The 20,080-nt window shown below is 67.3% G+C and carries 21 protein-coding genes; 7 read left to right on the top strand and 14 right to left on the bottom strand.

The genetic code is table 11. The features are described from left to right. Positions 1-103 precede the first annotated feature (103 nt). Together EIY87_RS22095 and EIY87_RS22090 are read left to right on the top strand one after the other, a co-directional pair. Positions 104-1,735: an ISL3 family transposase gene (locus EIY87_RS22095; RefSeq protein WP_125311224.1), complete on the top strand. Its 1,632-nt coding sequence runs from the start codon at positions 104-106 to the stop codon at positions 1,733-1,735. A gap of 53 nt (positions 1,736-1,788) precedes the next feature. Further along, the gene (locus EIY87_RS22090) at positions 1,789-2,118 is read left to right on the top strand and encodes a hypothetical protein (protein WP_125311222.1); all 330 of its coding nucleotides are present in this window, start codon (positions 1,789-1,791) and stop codon (positions 2,116-2,118) included. A gap of 253 nt (positions 2,119-2,371) precedes the next feature. Here the strand turns inward: EIY87_RS22090 and EIY87_RS22085 are convergent, their stop codons facing one another. Beyond that, entirely contained in the window at positions 2,372-4,318 is a 1,947-nt protein-coding gene (locus EIY87_RS22085) for an SIR2 family protein (RefSeq protein ID WP_158641326.1), read from the bottom strand. 88 nt (positions 4,319-4,406) lie between these two features. Here EIY87_RS22085 and EIY87_RS22080 point away from each other — a divergent pair, with 88 nt between their 5' ends. After that, positions 4,407-5,021 (top strand): hypothetical protein, encoded by a 615-nt coding sequence (locus EIY87_RS22080; RefSeq protein ID WP_125311218.1) that lies wholly within the window; start codon positions 4,407-4,409, stop codon positions 5,019-5,021. Between the two features lie 12 nt (positions 5,022-5,033). Here the strand turns inward: EIY87_RS22080 and EIY87_RS22075 are convergent, their stop codons facing one another. Both EIY87_RS22075 and EIY87_RS22070 read right to left on the bottom strand, forming a co-directional pair. Beyond that, positions 5,034-5,321: a hypothetical protein gene (locus EIY87_RS22075; RefSeq protein ID WP_125311216.1), complete on the bottom strand. Its 288-nt coding sequence runs from the start codon at positions 5,319-5,321 to the stop codon at positions 5,034-5,036. Positions 5,322-5,470: 149 nt separating this feature from the next. Then, positions 5,471-5,932: a VOC family protein gene (locus tag EIY87_RS22070; RefSeq protein ID WP_125311214.1), complete on the bottom strand. Its 462-nt coding sequence runs from the start codon at positions 5,930-5,932 to the stop codon at positions 5,471-5,473. Positions 5,933-6,247: 315 nt separating this feature from the next. Here EIY87_RS22070 and EIY87_RS22065 point away from each other — a divergent pair, with 315 nt between their 5' ends. Continuing rightward, a complete protein-coding gene (locus tag EIY87_RS22065) occupies positions 6,248-6,958 on the top strand; it encodes a hypothetical protein (protein WP_404800087.1) in 711 nt (236 codons plus the stop codon). Positions 6,959-6,998: 40 nt separating this feature from the next. After that, on the top strand, positions 6,999-7,613 hold the full coding sequence (locus tag EIY87_RS22060) for a GNAT family N-acetyltransferase (protein ID WP_225439983.1): 615 nt from the start codon (positions 6,999-7,001) through the stop codon (positions 7,611-7,613). Here EIY87_RS22060 and EIY87_RS22055 read toward each other — a convergent pair. From EIY87_RS22055 to EIY87_RS22030, 6 genes are read right to left on the bottom strand one after another with little or no spacing between them, the layout of a single operon-like run. Then, the gene (locus EIY87_RS22055; RefSeq protein WP_125311210.1) at positions 7,603-8,097 is read right to left on the bottom strand and encodes an NUDIX hydrolase; all 495 of its coding nucleotides are present in this window, start codon (positions 8,095-8,097) and stop codon (positions 7,603-7,605) included. The genes EIY87_RS22060 and EIY87_RS22055 overlap by 11 nt on opposite strands. Before the next feature lie 54 nt (positions 8,098-8,151). Continuing rightward, positions 8,152-8,967, bottom strand: a complete 816-nt coding sequence (locus tag EIY87_RS22050) for an endonuclease/exonuclease/phosphatase family protein (RefSeq protein ID WP_125311208.1) — start codon at positions 8,965-8,967, stop codon at positions 8,152-8,154. Then, complete coding sequence (gene tmk, locus EIY87_RS22045; protein ID WP_125311206.1) at positions 8,958-9,590, bottom strand: dTMP kinase; 633 nt, start codon at positions 9,588-9,590, stop codon at positions 8,958-8,960. The genes EIY87_RS22050 and tmk overlap by 10 nt, the downstream gene beginning before the upstream one ends. Beyond that, positions 9,587-10,693 (bottom strand): radical SAM protein, encoded by a 1,107-nt coding sequence (locus EIY87_RS22040; RefSeq protein WP_125311204.1) that lies wholly within the window; start codon positions 10,691-10,693, stop codon positions 9,587-9,589. Before EIY87_RS22040 ends, tmk begins: the two co-directional genes overlap by 4 nt. 46 nt (positions 10,694-10,739) lie before the next feature. After that, complete coding sequence (locus EIY87_RS22035; protein WP_225439982.1) at positions 10,740-10,988, bottom strand: hypothetical protein; 249 nt, start codon at positions 10,986-10,988, stop codon at positions 10,740-10,742. 8 nt (positions 10,989-10,996) lie between these two features. Then, complete coding sequence (locus EIY87_RS22030; RefSeq protein ID WP_125311200.1) at positions 10,997-11,824, bottom strand: Scr1 family TA system antitoxin-like transcriptional regulator; 828 nt, start codon at positions 11,822-11,824, stop codon at positions 10,997-10,999. A gap of 507 nt (positions 11,825-12,331) precedes the next feature. Here EIY87_RS22030 and EIY87_RS22025 point away from each other — a divergent pair. After that, entirely contained in the window at positions 12,332-13,780 is a 1,449-nt protein-coding gene (locus EIY87_RS22025; protein ID WP_225439981.1) for a helix-turn-helix domain-containing protein, read from the top strand. Here the strand turns inward: EIY87_RS22025 and EIY87_RS22020 are convergent. From EIY87_RS22020 to EIY87_RS22000, 5 genes are all read right to left on the bottom strand, one after another. Next, positions 13,771-14,328: an NUDIX hydrolase gene (locus EIY87_RS22020; protein WP_125311198.1), complete on the bottom strand. Its 558-nt coding sequence runs from the start codon at positions 14,326-14,328 to the stop codon at positions 13,771-13,773. The two genes, EIY87_RS22025 and EIY87_RS22020, sit on opposite strands and share 10 nt — an antisense overlap. Before the next feature lie 115 nt (positions 14,329-14,443). Next, positions 14,444-15,550: an MAB_1171c family putative transporter gene (locus tag EIY87_RS22015; RefSeq protein WP_125311196.1), complete on the bottom strand. Its 1,107-nt coding sequence runs from the start codon at positions 15,548-15,550 to the stop codon at positions 14,444-14,446. Beyond that, positions 15,550-16,038, bottom strand: coding sequence for a hypothetical protein (locus EIY87_RS22010; RefSeq protein WP_225439980.1), 489 nt, complete (start codon positions 16,036-16,038; stop codon positions 15,550-15,552). Before EIY87_RS22010 ends, EIY87_RS22015 begins: the two co-directional genes overlap by 1 nt. Before the next feature lie 46 nt (positions 16,039-16,084). Then, complete coding sequence (locus EIY87_RS22005) at positions 16,085-16,906, bottom strand: alpha/beta fold hydrolase (protein WP_125311192.1); 822 nt, start codon at positions 16,904-16,906, stop codon at positions 16,085-16,087. Between the two features lie 160 nt (positions 16,907-17,066). Continuing rightward, positions 17,067-17,489, bottom strand: coding sequence for a helix-turn-helix domain-containing protein (locus EIY87_RS22000; protein WP_125311190.1), 423 nt, complete (start codon positions 17,487-17,489; stop codon positions 17,067-17,069). A gap of 218 nt (positions 17,490-17,707) precedes the next feature. Between EIY87_RS22000 and EIY87_RS21995 the strand changes: the two genes are divergently transcribed. After that, positions 17,708-19,999, top strand: a complete 2,292-nt coding sequence (locus tag EIY87_RS21995; RefSeq protein WP_125311188.1) for a tetratricopeptide repeat protein — start codon at positions 17,708-17,710, stop codon at positions 19,997-19,999. Positions 20,000-20,080: the final 81 nt, after the last annotated feature.

The raw sequence follows: 20,080 nt of genomic DNA, 5'->3' as shown, positions 1-20,080 counted from the left end.
CGTCGAGCGCCTGGCTATGTCAGTGAATTTCGGCTCTGGCCCAAGTTTTGTGGTTCGGCCACGCTGCGTAGCAGGAGGGGGAAGATCACGGTGACTTTGCTTCGTGATCGACATCGTTGTGGCGGTGTGCTCGACGTCGCCGCAACTCGCGGGAATCTTGTTGCTGGACTTGCCAAATGTGGTGCTGACCGACCTGCGCGCCGAGGGCGGCGAGTTGCGCGGTGTCATCCACGTCGAGGCAAGCGGCGCCCAGTGCCCGGCCTGCGGAACGTGGTCGGCTCGGGTCCACGGGAACTACACGCGGTCGGTGAACGATCTGCCCACGGTCGGGCGCCGCACGATACTGACGGTGCGGGTCCGTCGTTTTGTGTGCGAGGCGAAGCAGTGTCCGCGGAGGACTTTCGCGGAGCAGGTTCCTGGCCTGACGCGCCGCCACAGTCGCTGGTCGGAGAGGTTGCGGTCGACCGTGGCAACCATCGGTCTTGCCCTGGCTGGCCGAGCGGGCGCCCGGTTGTGCGCGGCCCTGGGCATCAAGTCCTGCCGCAGCACCGTGCTGCGGCGAGTCGGAGAACTGCCCGATCCCGCGCCATCGGATCCTCGAGTCGTCGGAGTCGACGAATACGCCCAGCGCAAAGGCCACGTCTACGGCACCGTGCTGGTCGACGTGGAGACCCACAGACCGGTCGACCTGCTCCCGAACCGAGAGGCCAGCACCGTCGCGGAATGGCTGTCGGAACGGCCTGGCATCGAGGTCGTCTGCCGTGACCGCGCGACGTTCTACGCCGAAGCCGCTACCGTCGGCGCCCCGCAGGCAGTGCAGGTGGCCGATCGTTGGCATCTCTGGCACAACCTCACCCAGACGGTCGAGCGGTGCGTTTCCCGCCACTCAGCCTGCATCCGCGCCGCGTTGAGCACGACGGACGTGCCTGCGCCTTCGGGCTCTGACGCGGACTCATCAAACGATCAGGAGCAGGTCTCGCCGTGGCCGACCGGGCATCGGTTCGCCGACCGCGTCCGCGCTACGCACGCCGCCGTGCACGAGTTGCTCGCCGCCGGTCACAGCCAGCGTGCTATCGCCCGGCATCTGGGCATGGGCGGCAAGACCGTCGCCCGATACGCACGTGCCGCCACGCCGGAGGCCCTGTTCAGCGGACAGTGGCAGAACCGGCCGAGCAAACTCGACCCGTTCAAGGCACACCTACGTCAGCGATGGGCAGACGGCGCGACAAACGCCTGGGCGTTGTGGAAAGAGATCGGAGCCCTGGGCTACGCCGGCGGCTACGGTGCCGTCCGCGACCACCTGCGAACCATGCGCACGGTCCCGCAAGCTGTCGCTCTCAAGCCGCCCTCACCCCGCAGGGTCAGCGGCTGGATCACCACCCGCCCAGAGATGCTCCCGGAGCCTCACCGCCGACGGCTCCAGGCGATCCTGGCGCACTGTCCCGAGTTGACGGCCCTCGTCGAACACGTCGGGACGTTCGCCGACATGCTCACCACTCTTCAAGGCGAACGTCTCGGACAGTGGCTTGTCGACGTCCGTGGCGACGATCTGCCCAGCCTGCACAACTTCGCAGCCGGCCTCGAACGCGACCTGGCGGCCGTCACCGCAGGACTCACGCTGCCGTGGAACTCCGGAGTCGTCGAAGGTCACGTCAACCGGATCAAGATGCTCAAACGGCAAATGTATGGGCGAGCGGGGTTTCATCTGCTCCGTAAACGAGTCCTACTCGCGTAACTCTGAGTGGCTGGACCACAAAATTTGGGCCAGAGCCTGAATTTCGACGGCAGATGCTCGCGAAAATCGACGGCGCCAAGCATGATCAATGTCCGCAAATCCTGACGGCACCGGGCTCGTCCAACTGGCCGATTATGGCCGATGCTCGCCGCTGGTCCAGGTGGAGCGCCCGCAGCGCAGCGAGGACGAACGACCTGGAGCAGCAGCTTCGTCACCGGCGGGATGGCGAGGACGAGCGGGCCCGGCGACTGAAGCCCGTGGCCGGCAGTGACGTCAACATTCGCGAGCACGGAGTCGCTCAGCATGAAGGTGACGTCGCTGTTGCCGGAGAACCGACGTCCAGATTCACGGTCAGAACCAAGCGCCGCTCGCGCGGACTGTGAGTGCAGGCACAGCTGACCGTCGGCCCGAACCGCGCGGAATTTGGTGAGGAGCAATCGCGACGTTCCGTCGCACCACGGCCTACAAGGCGCCTGCGCCGCCGACAACCCGAGACTGCGTACATCGCACCGACCGAAATACGATGACCGGCTTGAAGGCCCGTAACCGAGGCTCTCACTCTGTGCCACAACGCGACAGCAGCTGCAGGCCGCCCCTCAGTTCTCCCGCAGTGACGCGTTCACATTGAGGCTGACCTCACCAGCTGTGCAACGGGTAGTAGGTCTTGGCATGGCTGTGAAGCCGTCGGGTTTCGTTGCCGTACCCGTAGCGACTGCAGCGATCAACTAGTGAGGCGGGCGGGCGAGTGTCGCCCCGAAGCAGCCACAGTGCGACCTCCATACGCACGGCACTGTGCCGCCAACCTCCTGCTCGGAACGTTCTTCGCGCGTCCCGGAGCAGGTCTGCGGCGCCGGCGTCACCTCGCTCGCGAGCGATTTCGCCTCGGACAGCCACCAGATGGGGTGGCATATACGGCATTGCCATCCCGAGTCCCGGGTCGCGAAGGCGAGAGTCCAGAGCGTCGAGACGATCGAGAGCCTCGCTCCACGCGCCCCGTGCCCGCGCGAGTTCGGCGTACTCCCATTCCAGTCGCACGTCGCAGACGGTCAACGGCAGGCCATGCTTCTTGATCGCCGCCCTGCAGGCGGTCAGGTGTTGTTCCGCCAAGGCAACGTTGGATCTTCGGACGTAGCTCGCGATGGCGACCTCGGCCCAGGCCATGGCCTGACGGTTGTCGGTTCGCAGCGCCTCATCGCGGCAGGCATTCAGGTCACCCATTCCGGTTTTGAGTCGACCCATCGAACACAAAGTCAGACCACGGTAGAACAGCGCCCACATCCTGGTCTGCGGACGGCCGTACGTCGCGTTGTCCTCCATCACTTCCGACAACTGGTCAAGGGCTTCTAGATAGCGGCCGCGACTGTGGAGAGCGTCACTGCCGAAGATTTTGGCGGTCACCTTGCCGTCAAGATCATTATTACGCTCCGCGAGGTCCGCTGCGTGGCGATAGTCGCGGGCCGCCTGCGCCTCGTGGTTTGTCATGGCGTGGATGCGGGCTCGCAGATTCGTGATGCGAGTGAGCAGCCTGCGCCGCACATGTGGATCGGAGATCCGTTGCGCGGCGGTCATCGCGTGCTTCAGTTCGTCAAGTGCGGTGGCGTGGTCACTGCCATTAGCGTTGACGTGTGCCCGCCCAAGTAGTGCTGAGGCCTTTAACACTGGGTCGACTGTCAACAAAGTGGCGCGCGCATACCGACGTAACGCTTCTGGTCGGCGTTGGACAACCTCTGCGGTGGCGGCCATGCGGAGGACGACCCGGGCGTCTTGTGGCCAGGACCGCACGCATTTGCGCAAGCCGTTGTAGGCGTACTCGGCTTCGTTGCAGTGCACCAGTACCCGAGCAAGTGCCAAGCGCCGATCGCGTAGTGAGACCGCATCGAACGCTGTCTGCGCGGCTGTTGATAGCGCGGCTACGAAGCTGATTGGCAAGGCGGCTGCGCTTAGGTTGTCGACCTCGCGGCGGTGGCTGGCCGGTAGTCGATCGAATAGCCACTCTGCTGGCTCGGGAAGCTCGATCACCCGCATACGGGCTCGCAGCCGATCTTTCAAGAGTTGTGCTTCCGGGAACAGCGGTGCGGGATCCGGCCAGCGTCGGTATTGGAGCCAGGTGATCCGGTGCGCGTGGTAGAGGAAGGGCATGATGTCGCGATCTCGGCCGCTGTAGCCGTACACCACCACATGTCGACCTGTCACCAACGCGGCGAATGCATCGGCGATAGGCTGTGGCAGCCCCTCAACGTACTGGCTGAGCATCGTCATCACCGAGTCAAGATCCGAGGCTTGACCGTGTAGATGCAGCACATCGACAACGTGATTGGCTGGTGTAGCGAGTTCGATCAACTCGTCCTGATTGGTTGTCACGATGGGGACTCCGAGCCGCACCAGGATGTTGTGTGGCCGTGTCGGCTTCGCGCCCTTTAGAACCGAGTACACCCCGGCTAGGGTCCGTGCGGGCACCTCACGGGCCATCAGGTCAAGGAGCACTTCCAGGCGCAACTCATCGTTGTCGAGCTGCTGTGCGACCGCATCGATGGCCTCGGGGGGATATACACCAGTTCCGCGCGCAACCTCGTTGAATGCCAACAATGCGAGTTTTGCGCCGCTGGGAAGGCGTGAGTATCCAGACGCGCCGGCGCCGCATAATACGGTCGCTCCGGGAGGGAGGCGTGGCATGAATCCACTATGCACCGCGTTGGCCCAAACCACGATCCTTCTTCGAAGCCTCGTCGGCTACTCGGCGGAATCGGCGATGGCGCGGCTGAACCGGGCACCTCGGATTCCGGCCGGCGCGCCGGGATCGCTCGCGCTCACGGCGAGCCGGATGACCGCCTTCGAGCCGGGGGAGCGTCCGGTCGCCGAGGAGATCCGGCAGCTGCCGTGCGAGCGCGTCGTCGCCACGACGTCCTGCTCGGTGCTGGTTGCTGCGCCGATGCGACGTCGGCGGGCGGCGACCGCAGCCGGTGGCCTGGTGGCCGCGGCGGCTGTCCTCGCGGTGGCGCTGGCCAGGCCGGACGTTGCCGGGAGCACGCCGTCGGGATCATCCGCGGCGCAACAATCCGTACCGTCCACCACGGTGCCTGCCGGTTCGACGACGCGGACGGCGGTCGACGTCATGGCGGCCTCGCCGCGGACCGTGGCCCCGGCGGCGCCGAGGGGCGCCGCGTTCGCTTCGCCGGACCGTGGCCGGCCGGGCCCGGACGGTGGTCCGGGCGTCCGGAGCGGCAAGGTCGCCGGAAAGGCCAAAGACAAGGACGTCGGCAAGGAGAAGCGCCGCGGCGGACGGTGAACCCACGGGCAGCTAGGTGGTCCTGAGGTGTTCGGGGAGCTCGCCTCGGTTCCAGCGCATCGCCGTGTGCAGCGCGGCGATCAGGGCTTCGTCGTCGGCGAGGGTCGGCGTCTCGCCCATCGGCAGCCACACCTCGTGGTCCACGACGCCGTCTTGAAGGTAAGACACGAGGATCCCGGGATAGGACAGCTCGTCGACGCGGTGACCCGGCTGGGGTTCACCGGGATACGCCGAGGCATGGCCGAGGGTGACGGTGCGGTGCTCGACCTGCACCAGAACCCGGCGTGAACGACCGTTCATCACGGTGTGCCTCCCGCGACGTGTCAACGAATGCCTTCGGCGGGCTGCTTCACCGGTACGTGGTTGATCGCTGGAACGCCGAGGCCGGTTACACCTTCCTGCTGTGAGCCGCGCCATGGTGGCGTAGTCCGGGTCGCACGCTTTTGCTGTTAATCCAGGCAGAACTCGTTGCCTTCGGGGTCGGTCATCACGATGAACCCGGCGCTGAGCGGCGGTTCGGGCTCGAAGCGGCGTACCCGGGTGGCGCCGAGGGCGATCAGCCGGTGGCACTCCGCTTCGAGCGCCGCCATCCGGTCGGCGCCCTGCAGGCCGGGTGCGGCCCGGACGTCGAGGTGGACTCGGTTTTTCGCGGTCTTGTCTTCCGGGACCTGCTGGAAGAACAGGCGTGGGCCGTGACCGTCGGGGTCCTCGACTGCGGAGCTGCTGTTGCGCTGGTCTTGCGGCACCCCGGCCCGCTCGAGGAACTCGTCCCACGCGGCGAACGGGTCGGCGCCCTCGGGCAGTTCGACTCTGGGCGGCGCCGGGTGGACGTAGTCCAGCACCTCGCGCCAGAACGCCGAGAGCGCTCGCGGGTCGTGGGCGTCGAACGTGACCTGGACGTGTCGGCTCATCGGGGTTCTCCGTTGGTCGTCGGGCTGACGTCGTCACCTTGCCACCAGACGCGGACAACAACGGTCCTCGATTCTTTCGTGAACTGGAGAAGTCGATCGAGCACTCCCGGCTGGCGACTCCCCGCGGCGACCAGAGGTGTGTGCCGACTCAGACCAGGGCCGCGAGTGTCCCCATCGCAGGGTGACGTCGGCTGGGTCGGCTTGACAGCGGCCGCGTCGTCTCGCACGATCCGAACAAGTGTTCGATGAGTTCGGGTTCGCTCGCGGCTTCCCCTCGTGGGCGTCTCCGGTGCGTGTTCGTGGTGCTGGAGGTGCATGGTGGTGGCGGTGCCGGACGCGGTGGCCGGGCTCGCGGCGATCCCAGGCGTCCGCATCGCCGCACAGCTCGGCGAGCCGAGCCCGGATCCCTCGCCGTCCGTCGGGTCGCTGCCGGTAACGCCCGCGCTGGCCAAGCTGGTGCCAGACGGTCTGCGACGCGGCACAACCGTGTCGGTCTCCGGCTCGACCGCGCTGGTCCTGGCGCTGCTCGCCGAGGCGACCCGGGAGGGATCGTGGGCAGCGATCACCGGCATGCCCGATGTGGGCGTGGTAGCCGCCGCCGAGCTGGGCGTCGAGCTGGAGCGGCTCGCGCTCATTCCCCACGCCGGGGCTGAGGTCGCCGCCGTGCTGTCTGCGCTGATCGACGGGTTCGACCTGGTCGTGCTCGGCCCGCCGATTGCTCGCGGCATGCAGGCGCCGCTGGCGCGTCGGCTGGCCGGACGGGTTCGCAACCGAGGTGCGGTGCTGCTAGCCGCCGGCCCGTGGCCGGGCGCGGATCTCGAGCTGAGCGTGTCGAACCGCCGGTGGCACGGTCTCACCGACGACGGTTTCGGCCACCTGGAGTTCCGTGACGTCGTGGCGACTCGCCGCGGCCGCGGCGCCGCGGCGCGCCCGAGCACCGTCGCCCTGCGGCTTCCGGGCCCCGGTGGCGCCGTCACCGCCGGCGAGGAGTCGGCTGGCCATGGACTGCGTGAGGTCGCTGGATGATGCACCCGTCGAGCGGGGCGAGACCGTTACGAGGCGCCAGGTGATCGGCGAAGCCGTCCGCTCGGGTGCGCGCGGGGAGTTCGGTGCGCTGATCCCGGTCCGGCCGGCGGTCAAGGAGATCAAGACGTGCCTGCGTGGCCACTGGCTCATCCTGGATCTCTACGACAAGCTCGCGCCGTTCAGCCAGCGTTACCGGTTGCACGGGTGGCTGTGCGAGGTGTGCCGTGGGCAGGAGGCGTGCGAGCCGGATGCTCGGCGCCTTGCTGAGTGGGCGCTCCTCGACGTCACCGTCCAGCACCCGCCCGACGCGGCGCCGACCGGAGGGCTCGTCCTGGTCGCCCATCCACCGGCCGCGGGAACGCTGGCCGGTCGAATCGCACTCCACCTGGACGGCACCGAGGTCGGCTCGGTGACGGCGAGCCCGTGCGGGAAGTGCCGGACGGCGACCCTTGACTACGTCCACGTCGCCGCGGATTACCGGCGCCTCGGTTTCGGTCGCACGTTGGTGGCGGCCGCGGTGGCTCGGGCGCCCTCGTACCGGTGGACGGCTCCGCTGCCGGACGGCCCGGTGGCGCAGTCGTTCCGGGCCCGGATCGCCATGCGCCGGGCTGGTCCGCCGTGTGCCCACGTCGGAGGCGCGGAGCTCAGGCGATGAGAGCCAGGGGAACGAGCGGGAAGCGGTCCTCGAGGAGAGCCAGCAGGAGATCTGGGAGCTCGGCGGGCAGGAGTTTGTCGCGGCACGTCGAGACCGCGGCGGCCGACCACCAGCGGCGTTCGATCAGGCCGACGCGTTCGTTGGCGGTGTGGCGGAGGGCGACCTGCGGTGCGTCGTGGTCGGTGCGGGCGAGGTAGACGTGGTCGAGGCGGTGGTGCTCGTGGCCGCGGTAGGTGAAGCGGCTTTCGCGCGTCCAGAGCTTGCGGCCGACCTCGTCCACGACGAGCCCGGTCTCCTCGGCGATCTCGCGCCGCGCGGTGTCCTCGAGCCTCTCGCCGGGCTCTTTGCCGCCGCCGGGCAGTTCCCACCAATGGTGGCCGGGGTTGTCGGGGTCGCGGGCGTGGATGAGCAGGACTTCGTCGGCGCGGTTGAGGAGCAGGACGCGGGCGCCGACCCGCAGGGCCGGTTCGCTGGCGACGGTCATCCGGTGGGTCCTCGTGCTCGGCGGCAAGGGTGCGGCCGGGCACGAGTGCCTCGGTCAGAACAGCGTTGCCTCGCAGTCCGCGGCCGGGTCGGACGTTATCAGCGGCGCGGTCGCGGTCAGTGTCAGCGCGACGGCGAGTCCCGAATGGTCGGTCAGTGCCGGGTCGTCGTGACGGGTGCTGTGGACGTACGAGCAGCCAGCGAGGTGCTCGACGAGTGCAGTCGAGGCGTGGGCGTGGTCGTAGCGGTAGCCAAGCTCGGCGCGGCGGGCCCAGCTGTGCTCGACGGCGGTCGGTTGCAGCGTGCGGAAGAGGTCGGTGAGGCCGTGGCGCTGTGTCAGCTCGGTGTAGAAGGCCGTCTCGAACGGCGCGAACTGCCCGGGATGCGGTGGCACGTGACCGGGTTCAAGGACGTTCAGGTCACCCAGAAGCAGGGTGGGGGTGTCGTCGGCGGTGACCTCGTAAGCCTGGTGGAAGGCGTCGATCCACGCGCGCTTGCGGGTGGTCTTCGCCTCGGTGGTGTCGCGGGAGGGCACGTACGCGCCGAGGATGCGCACCGGGCCGCGGTCAGTGCCCACGACGATGCCGGCCAGCCGAGCCGGGAGGTAAGCCATCGCGGCCCCGATCGGGTCCACCGCGGTCTCCAGCTTGGCCAGGAGCATGACGCCGCGTTCCTTGTCGGGGTGCTCGGGGAAGGTGACCGACCAGCCAGCGTCGCGGAAGCACTCGGCGATCAGCTGCGTGCCGGGTCCGGAGCCGGTCTCGGTGAGCACGAAGACGTCTTCGGTGCGGCGGGCGAGCCAGTCGCGTTGGCGGCGGGCCCGTTCGAGGGCAGGGTTGCCGACGTTGAGGGTGAGGACGGTCAGGGGCATGCCGGGCTCTCCGTGAGGGTGCGGTGGATCAGGTCGACGATGGTGCCAGCTGTGGTTCGGGGATCGATGGCGCAGTCGACTATCTCGATGGGCCAGCCCTGGTCGTGCAGGAACGTCGTGGCCGCGAGGTAGCCGTAGGTTTCGCGGAAGCTGCTTCCCGGGCTGCGTTCGAAGCGGCTGTGGCCGCCGCGCGCACGCAGGCGCCGCTCGATGTCGGCGGGGGCGTCGCTGAGCGCGCAGACGAGGTCCGGCCGGTAGGCGCCGTGGTTGAGCGCCCAGACGACGTCGAGGGGGATGTCGTCGAGCCCCTGCAGGACCAGCGACGACGCGACGTACCGGTCGCAGAGCACGACTTTCCCCTCGGCCAGCGCGGGGAGGATTTCGACGGTCAGCTGGTGGTGGCGATCTGCCGCGCAGAGGCAGGCGAGGGCCATGTCGCGGTAGGTGTCGGTGCCGTGCCGGGCGAGGTCACCCAGGGGAGAGCGGGACGGCTGGATGGTGGTGTGCACCGGGACTGCGTCTGCGTCGAGGAGCTCGGCGACCAGTGCCGTGATCGTCGTCTTGCCGACGCCGCCGGGTCCTTCGAAGGTCACCAGCGTGCCCGGGAGACGTGGCGCGGTCATGCGACGTCCAGGGGAAGCAGCTGGTGTTCCTCGGCGGTGACGGGGCATTGTTCGGTGTCGACGTCGCCGATGCGTCCGCCGCCGGCGACGACCGCGGCCGGGCAGCCCTTGCCGCAGGATGGTTCGAGGCTGCAGGAGGCGCAGGTCGGGTTGGCTCCGACCTGGAAGCGGTCGTGGAAGCGGTAGTTGTCGAGGCGGGTGGCGATGTCGCGGTCGGTGAAGATGTTGCCGACGATGAAGTCGGTGTCGGGGTGGCGGGAGATCGGGGTGCGGGCGGCGAAGACGAGGTAGGGGCAGACGGTGACCTCGCCCGGGGTGAAGACGTAGATGATCGTTCCGGCTTCGCAGCCGGCGAGGGGCTTGCGGGCGGTGTTGGGGAAGCGGATGTGGGCGATGTCGAGGTCGGGCCCGTCGAACGGCGCGGTCAGCTCGAAGATCTCCTGCATGTGCATGGCCGTTTTGGCGAGCTTTCGCTGGGATTTCACGCCGCGGCCCATGCTGCCCAGCGGGTTGAGCAGGACGTAGCGGGCGCCGTTCTCGCGGGCGAAGGCGCACAGCCGGACGTACTCCTCGTTGGCGGCCAAAGAGTTCGGCGTGCACAGCAGCCCCTGCAGCAGGCCTGCCGCAGCGAGCTTGCGGACGTTGGCCACGGTCACGTCGAAGGAGGCGCGATCGCCGCGGAACAGTCCGTGGGAGTCGGCGGCGAACCCGTCGAGGGAGACGTTGACGTGGACTCCGGCCGTGGCCAGCTGGTGGATGAGCTTGTCGCCGAGCTCGGTGGCGTTCGTGCAGATGCCGACATCGATGCCGGCGTTGCGGAAGGCGTGCACGATGCCGAGGAAGTCCGGGTGGATGGTCGGTTCTCCGCCGGTCAGCGTCACCCGCCGGACACGGGCGTCGGCGAGTCGGGGGACGACCTTTTTCACGACCTCGGCCTGCGGCATGTCCTTGCCGTGCTTGGTCGCGGAGACGAAGCAGTGCGCGCAGCGCAGGTTGCACCGCTCGGTGATCTGCACCAGGGCCTTGCGGTACGGGGTGTCGACGGTGGTGCGGAAGTAGCAGCTCGAGGCCTGCTCGGCGATGGCGATCGGACGGACGGTCATCGTTTACTCCTTTGAGGACGATGCGGATGGTTGTGGCAGAGCAGATTCAGTTACGCCCAATTCGGTTCTGTCGCAGCGGTATGCCGCGCTGGTGCCGGATGATCGCGTCGCAGCGCTCGCACTGGCGAGGAATCGTGCGGTGCCGCCGTTGGCTCAGCGGCAAGAACGCTGCTACTCCCGTGACACCGCAAAGCATCGTGACCTCCTCGCCCGGGTCGGGGATGCCATCAAGGCGTGCGTGGTGCCACACGCCATCTACGACCGGGTGGATCATGAGGGGATCGATGTAGATCACCGCGGCTGTCATAACGCTCGGCCCCACGTGAAGTCGGCCAGCGTGTCGGCTGCGGCTGCATTCCTGAGTGCCTGACGCTGAAGGGATTTTGCGGTACCGGAGTACCTGTCGAGCAGTGCCCTGTCGGTGAGGTACGCGGTGCAATGGACGTTCTTGAACGCAACCGCCATCGGAGTGCGTCGGTCCTCGAAGAGAGTGAAAGCGTGCGCCGGGCTCGGATTGTTCGCTGTCGTCGGGACGATCCGGACGGTGACGTGGTGCAGACTCGCGACGCTTCGAAGGCTTCGGATCTGTGCGTCTGCGTCAGGTTCGTTGCCTGCAGAACGTAAGGCGTCCTCGCCGATGAGGAATAGGTAGTGGCGAGAGCCGTCAAGTACCGCTTCCCGGCGAACGGTTCGTTCAAGTGGTCCGAGTTCGGGACAGGCAGGCTCTTCGTCGGTGCCGGGTTCACGATCAAAGTGTTGCGGAAGTCGCAGGAGATCAGGAAGGCAGAAAGGAGACCATTCCACGATCCGGTCGGACATTTGCTCGTACGTCCACATCAGACTGAAGGACCGCATATCATCGGTCGCGACGAGGTTGTCGTCGTAGACGTGCTTGGCCGACTCCATGAACTTCTCGTACTCGACGCCGCTGATCCCGAGGAAGCCGAGGATGTGGGAGACGTCGGAAGGGTGCGCGATGCGTTTGCCGAGCTCCAAACCGGACAAGCGCGCCGGCGACATTCTGAGCCTATAGGCGAGATGGCGCAACCCGATCTTTCGCCGTTCACGTGCCTCGCGAAGGCCGGAGCTGACGAGCAACACAGCAGGCCGGCGGATGGATGGCAATGACATGATCGATCTCTCTGGTGGTGGTCGTTCTGCCAGTTGCGTGCGGGAGCGTCGGCTCGTTATCGCCAGCGCGCGGGCAGGGGGCGCGGTGTGCCGAACTTCGGCCAGAAGACGTCCAGCACCAGCGTGGCCGCTTGATGGTCCGTTTCGGTCAGCTGCTCGCCGGGTTTGCGCGGTCGACCGAGCTGCTGGAAAGCGGCTTCCAAGGAACCGGCGCCATCCGGTTGGGACACCGCGGGCAACCAACTCCAACCCGAAGGGGCAACCTGGCGCCCGGGCGAAGCGCCTGGGCCGTCGGGCATCTTGTTGTCACGAAGTACTACCGCTGTCGCTTGCATGGGTGTCAGCGTGCAGCGGAAGGTTGCGGCCGCAAACGACGTCGGCGTATGAGTTTTAGCAGGTAGAAGTCGCGTGGTGCCGGATTCCATACATCAGGAGGATGGAATCCGGCGCCATGTTGTGTGCGATCGAATACACTGCGTGTCAGGTGGTGGGAGGAGGGAGACCGACGTGCAGACGCCGACGAGAAGGTGCGAGAAATGCGGTGCGCGCCTGGCTCGTGATCGCGTGAGCAACCACTGCGGACCATGCATCCGCCTGTTGATCGCGCACGAGGCGCCACCCCAGCCGGACACCTTCTGGGCCGCCGACAGCATCCGCGCGGCGCTGAAGGACCGCCATTTCGGCAGGCTCTTTGCCGCCTACCGTAAAGAATCCAACCCGCACGTGTCGCAGGCTGCGCTCGGCCGCTGGCTTGGCCTGACGCAGGCGCAAGTCAGCCGACTGGAAGCGCCGGACGCCCGCCCTCCGAGCAACCTGGTGAACCTCGAACGCTGGGCGAAGGCTCTGCAAGTCCCTCCAGCACTGCTGTGGTTCAGCGTTTCTCATACTGTCAACGAGTTGGCGGGCTCAGGCGACGACAGTAGCGTCGGCCGCGTGCAAAGGCGACAGTTCTTCAGGACCGCAGGTGTCGGTGCCACGGCCATCGGCGCATCACTGCTCGGCGCCGGGCCGGCCGTCGCGGCAAGCCCGCCGAAGCCACGCAGTACGGACGTCGAGATCGTGCGCGACATGACAGCAACGTTCCGGCGCCTGGACAACCGCTTCGGAGGCGGACACAGCCGCGCGACGACGACGATCACGAACTACCTGACATCGACTGTCGCGCCGATGCTGAAGGACACGACCCGAAAAGCCGCGGCACGAGAAGAGCTGCTTGGCGCGGCCGCCGAGTTGCACCAGGTTGCCGGCTGGATCGCGTTCGACGTCGGCAACGCTACGGAGGGGCAACGGCGCCTCCGCGATGCGTTGAAACTGTCCCAGGACGCGGGTGACGATGCGCTCGAAGCCGAGATGCTGGCAGCCATGAGCCATCACGCCGCATTCAACGGTGCCCCCGAGGTTGCCGTCGACATGGCGCTCGCCGCACGGCGTACGTCGAAGAGGTCGGGTCTGGCAGCATTGCAGGCGGAGGCCGCCGTGCTCGAAGCGCATGGCCACGCGCTGCAGGCGAACCCCTCGGCTTGCTTCGCGGCCCTGAGCGAAGCCGAGCGCGCCTTCGAACGCTTCTCACCCGGATCGGGGCCGGCGTGGCTCAACTACTTCGACAGCGCGTATCTGTCGGCGAAGTTCGCTCACGTATTCCGCGACCTCGGTTCCGCCGCCGAAGCCGAGCAGTTCGCTCGCCGGGCGCTCGGGATGGACGACGGATACGAGCGGGGAAGGCTGTTCAACACCGCGCTGCTCGCGTCGACGCTGGCCGACCAAGGGCGCGTCGACGAAGCGTGCGTGGAGGCCACCGCCGCGGTGCGCATGAGCGAGCAGGTCCGATCGATCCGAGGCGGTGCCTACCTCGCCGACGTCGGCCGTCGGCTCAGCCCCTACCGCGGCGATCGGCGGGTGCGCGCGCTCTACGCGCAGATGGACGCCGCCGGCGTGCCCACCCCGGTTCAGCGGTAGAACGCGAGGACGTGAAGCAGCGCAACCTGCGAAGCCGCGCCGACGATCTCACCCTTGGTGATGCGCTCACGGACCGTGTCGAGCGGTATCCAGGCGACCCGCTCAGCCTCGTTGATGTCTTCGGGCTCACCGACGTACTCCGCTCCGCGCGCCACGAAGAGGAGGTTCTCGGCGTCGGCGCTCCCGACGGTGGGCTGCATCGACCCCAGCGGCTCGACGTTCAACGGCCGCCAGCCGGTCTCCTCCTCGACCTCGCGGACAGCAGTCGCCGCGGCGTCCTCACCAGGGTCGACGTAGCCGCCGGGGAGTTCCCAGACCCACCGGTCGATGATGAACCGGTGCCGCCACATCATGAGGACGCGGTCTTGGTCGTCAAGGACCGCCATTATCGCGGCCTTAGGCAGGCGGAGCACGTACTGCTCGAACTTCACGCCGTCGGGTAACTCGACTGAGGCGATGCTCAACCGCAGACGGCGGGTGTCGTCGACGACCCGCTCGCCGTGGATCTTCCAGCGCGTCTGCTCTTGCCCATGGGGTTCGATGGCCACGTCACGAGATGCTACGACGTCGTCCGCGGGGCGCGCGCGCTGTCGGACGAGGATCACCCTCAGTGCGCCCGCCCGTAGGGAGATCAGCGCGAAGTCTTTCGCTTGGTCGTCGGTGTCACTCGCGCAGGCCCTGCGAAAGCGCGAGGAGTTCCTTCAGGTCTGCGTCCATGCCAGGATCCGCCGGAAGAGCAACGACGTGTACGCCAGCCCGCAGCTCGCCATCGGTGCTTCGAAGAAGGCCCTCACGTAGCCGTTCCGCGGACAACGTCGAAGCGCCGTTAGCGGCCCCGTCCGGTTCGAGATAGGGGCTCAAGCAGACCAAGCCATCCCTGCATTCGATGGCTCGCCGGTAGAAGTGCAACCGCATGTGGCGCACGCGGAACGCTTCGCGCGCTTGCGATGTCGTCGGCAGCAACGTGATGTCCGGAAAGGCCTCGCGCAACGCAGCCCACAACGGCCTCAGCTGGCGGTAGTGCTTGCGATCCAAGAACCACAATCGAAGCTTCACGATCCCGGCGCGAACACCGGGGTATGCGACCCCGAAGAAGAAGATGGAGATGCCCAGAGCCAGGAAGGGAGTAGTCCAGAAGCCAGTCCCAGGAACTATGTCCCGCCGAAACACCAGTCGGCCGGTGGTCGAAGCGATCCGAGGTAGATGCGTTCCCAGGCAGCAGATGACAAGGCCCGCGCCCGCGACGCGCAAACTGAGCCGCACCCGTGACTGACCTTGGTCTCCAGCTCGCCAGGTCAGTGCGGCGCCGCGCGCCGTAGCGTAGGCCATGTATGCGTTGCCGATCAGGTAGAAGAGAAGTTGCATCGTCGTCGAACCAGCTGCCTCGTAGCTGAAGCTGCCGGAGCTCTTGTCGGCGAGGAAGAAGGTGGCTGCCAGGCCGCAGCTGGCGACCAACGCGATCGCAATCTCGATCGTGCCCTGCGACGCACCGCCACGAGAATCCACTATGGACTCCAGCAAGACGATCAGCAGGGCGAAGAAGAACGTCAGCACGACGTTCTGGAACAGCTTCGGCAGCTGACGCGAGGCTGCCGACAGCGCGGAGCTGGGATCTGCCGCGAGCTGCGCGGTCAACGCGAGGAAGACGAGAAAGGTGCATGCGGTGATCACCCGAAGGCCGCGGTCGACCGGAACGCGGATCAGCTGGGAGATCTTCCATCCGGAGGCCCCCGCGGCCGCACCCCACATCGCGAGGTTGGGCAGGCTCATCACAGCCAGCCCTGGTGGTCGTCGAAGGCCCCGTGCAGTCGTCGGCCGGCCTTGCTCGTCTGGACAGGCGAGAACTTCAGGGCTTCCAGCAAGGTCGCCCATTCCTTGATGACCGTGGCCACCATCTCGGCCTCGCGTTCCGCGACGAGGCTGTAGCCGTCGCGACGCAGGGCATCCCTGACGACTTCGGCCGGGATGTCGGGGAACAGGGCGGCAAGGCCGGTCGCGCCGCCTTCCGTGCTGTGGCCACTGATCATGTGCCCGACCTCATGCAGGATGATGTGGTCCTGGTGCGCGGTAGTGGTGTGCTGCTGGTAAAGGATCCGGTCGGCGTCAGCGAAGGCAATCCAGAGCCCGAAAGCCCCTGGCACCGGCAGCGGATACGGCACGAGCTCTATCGGCCGCCCACGGTGCTCGGCCAGCTTCAAGCACAGGTCGTGGACGTCGAGCGGCGTGTCGACGTCCAGATCTCGGAGAAGCCTCTTCACCCCTCGGCGCAGATGCAGATCGTTGCGCCAAGTGCCTTCGCGGAGGCTACGACGCGAGCGCAACTCGGTCGAGGATTCTTGTGATCGCCGCCGCGGTCGCCTTCGGATGGCTGACCAACCCGTTGTGGCCGCCGGGCAGCTCGGCGAACGGGACGCCCAGTTCACCGGCGAGTTGCTCGGCGCAGCGGTACTCCCATTGACCTCGCGAAAGGTCACCGCCGGTGAGAACGATGTTCGTCGACTTCGCGGAGTCGGCGAGGTCATCGGCGACCAGGGAGGAACTCCGGACAGCGGGGAAGTCGTGTCCGAAGAATCGCTGGAGGTTCGCCATCACGTCACCTGCCGGCGGTGCCGGCCGGGCGCCGTCCTCCATCGACTCGCGCGCGCCCGTGAGCGAACCCATCTGGCGGATCGCGGCTCGGACGTCCTCCTGGGCCGTCGCTGCGACCTGGTCCAACGCGGTCTCTCGTGCGGGGTCGAGGACCACCGCGCTCATCGGCGGCTCGTGAGCCACCAGCGTCGCCACGCGATGTGGCTCCGAGGCGACCAGATGGAGTCCGATCAGCGCTCCGATGCTGGCACCGACGACGTGCGCGGGCTCCGAGGTGGACGCCGCCAGCACGGCGCCGGCATCGGCGGCGTGACGGCGCATCGTGACGGGACCCGGGTCGGAAGTGGTACTCCGGGACAGACCACGCCGGTCGTAGGAGACAACACAGAAGCGGTCGGCCAGCGCGGCTGCGAGCTGTTCAGTCGCTCCTGCCTCGCCGATGCCACCCTGGATGAGTAATACGGGCGTGCCCTGCCCTCGAGATTCGACGTAGAGGAGCGCGCCATCGCACTCGACCTCGAGCTGCTCTACCTGCATCGGCAATCCCCGCTCTCATCGGCGGGAGACTTTGTCGTGCTGCAAGCGGTGGCTGCGCTGAAGAGCGAAGCTGTCACGACGGTCCTCCCAGCCCGTTGGTGATCAACTGTGGTCGATGGTGGCAGATCGGCTCTGCGTGCTTGGGCCCTTCCGAGGCAACTCACTCGGACGTGTGATCGCTGGTTGTTTCCCGGCTGGCCTGGAAGTCGATGAACGCGCGCACGTTGGACAGGGCGTCGGGCGAAAGGGTGCTAGCTCGAAGCGCGACGTCGCGAACTCCATGAGCCGACAGCTTGGCGAGGAGCGCGTACTGCTCTTGGAGTTTGCGCGCCCGCCGGCTGTTGCCGAAGTACTCGAGGTCGACTCCGAAATAGGTCGCAAGTTCCTGTACGAGCCTGAGCTTTGGTTCGTTGGCACCGTTGATCAGGTTGTAGAGCTGGCTCTTGGAGATGCCGACGTCTTCGGCCACCTCGGCTACCGAGTACGACCGGCCGTTCGGATGCTTCTTGACGTTGATCAGCCGTTCGAGCAGCCTGCCGAATGGCTCGGTCTCGTCCAGGTCCGGATCTTCGGCCTCGGACACCTTGCCCCCTTCGATCGAGATTCCAACTTATTGGAATTTTGATCTCGATACGTCCGGAATATTTGACTCCGCATCCAGCTTTTCGTACTGTCCGTGTTGATCATTCCAACATATCGGGCAGCATGGCCTTCGGGAACCGCTCGAGACTGCTGTCGCTCGATCGGGTCCCCGCCCCAGGTAGACGCCCAACCGGTGCGTCTGTTGCGCGGGGAGGCGCCATGAGGAAGATCGACAGCTTCGCGGCAGCGGTGCATCGCCAGAGGAGGCAGTGCGGGCTTTCCCTCGGCGAGGTAGCTGCGAAGGCGGGGTACAGCGCGAGCTACCTCTCGAAGCTGCTTCACGGCCAGCGTCCGCTGCTGCAAGCCGTCGTCCACGACCTCGATACGGCGCTGGCGGCCGATGGTGAGCTGGACAAGATCGCTGCCGAGCAGCGTGGCGACGCGCGTCCGGTCGTGCGCCCCCTCCAGCTGCCGCCGGCCGCAGCCGAACTCGTCGGCCGCGACGAGCAGCTGCAGGCGATGGACCACGCGCTGGTGATGCAGGGGCGCCCAGGTGCGACGGTCACCATCGTGATCGAAGGCGGGTTCTGGACCGGCAAGACCGCCCTCGCCGTGCATTGGGCGGGCCGTGTGCAGGCCCGCTTTCCCGGCGGATGCCTGTTCGCGGACCTTCGGGGCCTCGCGCCCGGCGCACCGGCCGACCCAGCCGAAGTCCTGGACGGATTCCTCCTGGCTCTCGGCGTCAACTCCGCTGAACTCGGTACCGCCACCCTGCAGGCCAGGATCGCGCGCTATCGGTCGCTGCTTGCCGACCGGCCCGCGATCGTGATCCTCGACAACGTGGCCGACTACGGGCAGGCGGAATGGCTGCTCCCCGGCGCGGGCAGCGTCGTGCTGGTGACCAGCCGTGAACGCCAGTCCGGCCTGGTGGCGCGCACCGGCGGTACGGTCATCGACCTCCCGCCGCTCGCGCCCGAGGAAGCGATCAGCCTGCTCGGCCATCGTGTCGGAGAGGCACGCGTGCGAGCAGATGCGACGGCCGCCGAGCTCGTGGTCGACCGCTGCGGCTGCTTGCCGATGACGGTTCTCATCGCGGCCGAGCACCTCCAGCGCCACCGTGACACGTCGCTGACCGGCCTGGCTGAGCGTCTCGACTCCGAAAAGACGCGCCTTGACCTGTTTACGTCCAGCGACCCGGCGGTGAACATCCACGGCGTCGTCGACGTCTCGTACCTGGCCTTGCCACCGATGGTGCGGCGGGTGTTCCGCTACCTCGGCGTCGGCCCGGCAAACAACGTCACGGTCGAGTCCGCCGCGGTGCTGGCCGATCTGGACGTCGAGCGCACTCGTGGCGCACTTCGCCAGCTCGCCGAAGCGCATCTGCTGGAGCAGCTGCCCGACTGCCGCTACCGGCTCAGCTCGCTGCTGCGGGCGTACGCCCACCAGCGTGCTTTGGTCGAAGAACCGCTTGCCAAGGTCGAGCGCGCTCATGACCGCGCACTGCGCTGGTACGCCGCGACGGCCTGGGAGGCGAACAACACGCTCATCCCCAGCTGGGCGGACAGCGGCATCACTCCGCAGAACGTCACCGAGATCGAACCGATGTCGTTTCGGGCTGCCGGCTTCGACGCGGCCATGGCCTGGTGCGAACAAGAGGTCGCGACCGCACTGCAGGTGGCGCGAAACTCCCGGACCTACGGGGCCAAGGACGTCTTGTGGCTTCTGCCCACCGCGTTCCTCCCGTACTTCGTGCTCACCCGCAACTGGAACGCCTGGCTGGTCGCCGCCCATGACGGACTTGCCGCGGCACGGGCGGCCGGCAGCGACGCCGGCGTCGCCCGGAGCCTGGAAGCTCTCGGCTGGGTCGAACACGAGCTGGGTCGTAGCGACGACGGCATCGCTCACCTCGAAGAGGCACTTCACCGGCATGAACAGCTCGGTGACGATCGATCCCGAGCCTGGACCGCGTACGGGCTCGGACTGGCGTACACCGCCTCCGGCCGGGTCGCAGACGCGCGGCAACTGCACGAACTCGCGGACCGCCTGTTCGCAGCTTCGGGCGTCAAGATCGGAGTCGCGGTGAACCGGGCTGCCTTGGCCGAGGTCTGCGATTTGGCAGGCGAGCCGGACAGGGCGATGGGGTACGCCCTCGACGCGCTGAACCGCGCGCAGATGTTCACGTCGAAAGCCGTTCTCGGCATGGCCCATCAACGGATCGGCACCCTGCTCGCTCGGCATGGCCACCACCGGATGGCGCTGAAGCACTTCGACGACGCGCTGGCCGTGCGCGGCCGGAGCTGGCAACGCTGGGGCGCCGCCGAGACGCTGACCTCGCGCGCCGATGTTCTCCGCGAACTCGGCGAGGTCGAGCAGGCGCGAGAGGCGTACCTCCGGAGCCTGGAAGTCCTCGAGGCCATCCGTGACGGGCGGGCATCGGAGGTCCGTGCTCGGCTAGCCTCCATGGAGGCCACGAGCGCTGGCTGGCTACAGAGGACGTCGGCTACCGTCTGAGACCCGCCCACAACCCCCGGGATCGGCGTAATCTCGATCCTTGTGAGGCGTGCGAGGGTGGGGGTTCTTGCCGTGGTGTGC

It is taken from the genome of Amycolatopsis eburnea, assembly GCF_003937945.1.
Lineage (GTDB): Bacteria > Actinomycetota > Actinomycetes > Mycobacteriales > Pseudonocardiaceae > Amycolatopsis > Amycolatopsis eburnea.
The sequence above is the reverse complement of the archived record's forward strand: the minus strand, read 5'-3'. Positions and strand labels throughout refer to the sequence as shown.